Here is a 2329-nt window from a genome sequence, read left to right on the forward strand (position 1 = left end):
CCACCGTCTGCCCCCAGGGCTTGGCGCGCATGCCTTTTATCATGAGCGCCCAGGCAAGAACGATCGCCACTATCAGCGCGACAAACAGCGACCATGGCGGCAATGTGGTTAAAATGACGCCGCTGACTAATGGGTTAACCGCTGCGCCAAGCCAGCCCAACGACTGGGCGGAAAAATAGCTGGCTTTCATGCCTGCTGGCGCGATGTTGTCGATAAGCATGTATTCACCCGGCGCGTAAATGACTTCGCCGATAGTGAAAAAGGCAGCAGAAATTCCCCATAACAACAGACTGTTGCCGGAGAAAGCGAAACCGACCAGGCCAACGACAAAGAAGACTGTACCCACTGTCATCAACGGGCGGATATTCGTGGCGGTGAGCCTACGACCAAGTGCGTATTGCAGTGATACTACGATGGCGGCGTTAACGGGCAGGACGACTGCTACCACTTTCTCGGCAAAATCGCCATCCGCTACCACCATAACGTATTGCGAAATACAGGACGCAAAAGCACCGCCAACAAACGATGCCAGAAAGGCCGATAACGTAAACCAAAATAATGCCCGGTCGCGCAGGAGTACCGAAGGGGACCACACCGCGGCGTTTAAACCTTCTGATGGTGCTGTCGAACGTTTTACCCAGGTCTGGATAAACACCAGTGGCAATGCTGAACAGGCGGCAGCCAGCCAGAATGGCAGGTTAATGCTTTGCATCACCAGTAGAGTGCCCAGCGGTGGACCAACGGTCCAGCCAATATTCAGCACGGTATAGTTAAGCGAGAAAATTTTAGTCTTGTTGGTGGCTGACAGATTATCGGCAAACCAGGCCTTCAGCACCGTGGCGAAGACGGAGTAGGCACAGTTGATCAGGGCAAAGAGTAAAACCACTACCACCACGTTATGCACCAGCGGGATTGCAATAAAGCCGGAAGCAAAGCCACAAATTGCCAGCAGCATATAGCGTTTTTTATCGAACTTGTCGGCCAGAATACCAAAGCCAAGGCTGAACACCACGCCAATGGTCAGCGCGACCGTCATCGCATAGCCGATCAGGTCAACGCTCAGATGATACTGCCGACTGAGGTAAATCGTCATAAATGGCAGAGTGGCGCCACGGCCAATTGTTAATAACAAAGATGACGCGAGTAACGCGAGAGTGGACCTTCTCAAGGAGATATTCATTTGCCTGCCCGACAATGCATGTTGTTATGTTTTTTTTAGATATAAGAAACAAATAGCATGTCAAAACTGTGATGTACACTCAATAAGTTGTCCGAAAATGCCTTGCGTGGCCTACCTGAAATAATGATCTGTTACGGCACAACGATTTCCGTTACTTTAACTTGTTTACAAAAATTTAATATTTGCAGGGGCGGTGGTATGTCGCGTAAAGACGGGTTGTTAGCGTTACTGGTTGTCGTGGTTTGGGGACTGAACTTTGTCGTTATTAAAGTGGGTCTGCACAATATGCCACCGCTAATGTTGGCGGGATTACGTTTTTTACTGGTTGCGTTTCCGGCAATACTCTTTGTTGCCAGGCCGAAAATCCCACTTTCGCTGTTGCTCGGCTATGGCCTGACCATCAGTTTTGGGCAGTTCGCATTTCTCTTTAGCGCTATCAAATTCGGTATGCCTGCAGGGTTAGCTTCTCTGGTATTGCAGGCTCAGGCGTTTTTTACCATTGTTCTGGGCGCATTTGCTTTCGGTGAGCGCCTGCAGGGTAAACAATTGGTTGGGATTGCGCTGGCGGTATTTGGCGTGCTGGTGCTGATTGAGGCCAGTCTGAACGGTCAGCATGTTGGCATGCTCGGTTTTATGCTGACGCTGGCGGCGGCGCTAAGCTGGGCCTGCGGTAATATCTTTAACAAAAAAATCATGCAGCATACCTCGCGCCCAGCCGTTATGTCGTTGGTGGTATGGAGCGCGTTAATTCCCATTGTTCCGTTCTTCCTGGCATCATTGCTTCTGGATGGTCCAACGCAAATGACCCACAGTCTGGTGGAGATAGATATGACCACCATTCTTTCACTGGTTTATCTGGCGTTTGTGGCGACCATTGTGGGTTACGGTATCTGGGGTTCGTTACTCGGACGCTATGAAACCTGGCGTGTCGCGCCGTTGTCGCTGTTGGTGCCGGTCGTTGGACTGGCAAGCGCCGCCGTGCTGCTGGATGAAACGCTGACCGGATTGCAACTGCTCGGTGCGCTACTGATCATGGCAGGGTTGTATATCAATGTGTTTGGCTTTCGGTTGCGTAAGGTTGCGTCGGTGAGGGGCTAAAAAAGCCCCGCAGTGGAGTAATGCTCGTCAGTTAAGCATGTATGGTGAACA

2 protein-coding genes are annotated in these 2329 nt (G+C 51.0%); one reads left to right on the plus strand and one right to left on the minus strand.

Going from position 1 to position 2329, the window contains the following annotated elements; all coding sequences use genetic code 11:
• The coding region (gene ydeE / locus FDW94_RS16545) for an efflux MFS transporter YdeE (protein WP_137378034.1) at nucleotides 1–1180 on the minus strand (1180 nt) is incomplete at its 3' end.
• Between the two features lie 198 nt (nucleotides 1181–1378).
• Here ydeE and eamA point away from each other — a divergent pair.
• Nucleotides 1379–2278 (plus strand): O-acetylserine/cysteine exporter, encoded by a 900-nt coding sequence (gene eamA / locus FDW94_RS16550; RefSeq protein ID WP_008784746.1) that lies wholly within the window; start codon nucleotides 1379–1381, stop codon nucleotides 2276–2278.
• Nucleotides 2279–2329 lie beyond the last annotated feature (51 nt).

The sequence above is a fragment of the Citrobacter sp. wls757 genome, from assembly GCF_005280935.1.
GTDB classification, from domain to species: domain Bacteria; phylum Pseudomonadota; class Gammaproteobacteria; order Enterobacterales; family Enterobacteriaceae; genus Citrobacter; species Citrobacter portucalensis.

What these genes read in the sequence shown, in the direction of transcription:
- eamA (WP_008784746.1), top strand. Translation starts at nt 1,379, where the DNA reads ATGTCGCGTAAAGACGGGTTGTTAGCGTTACTGGTTGTCGTGGTTTGG.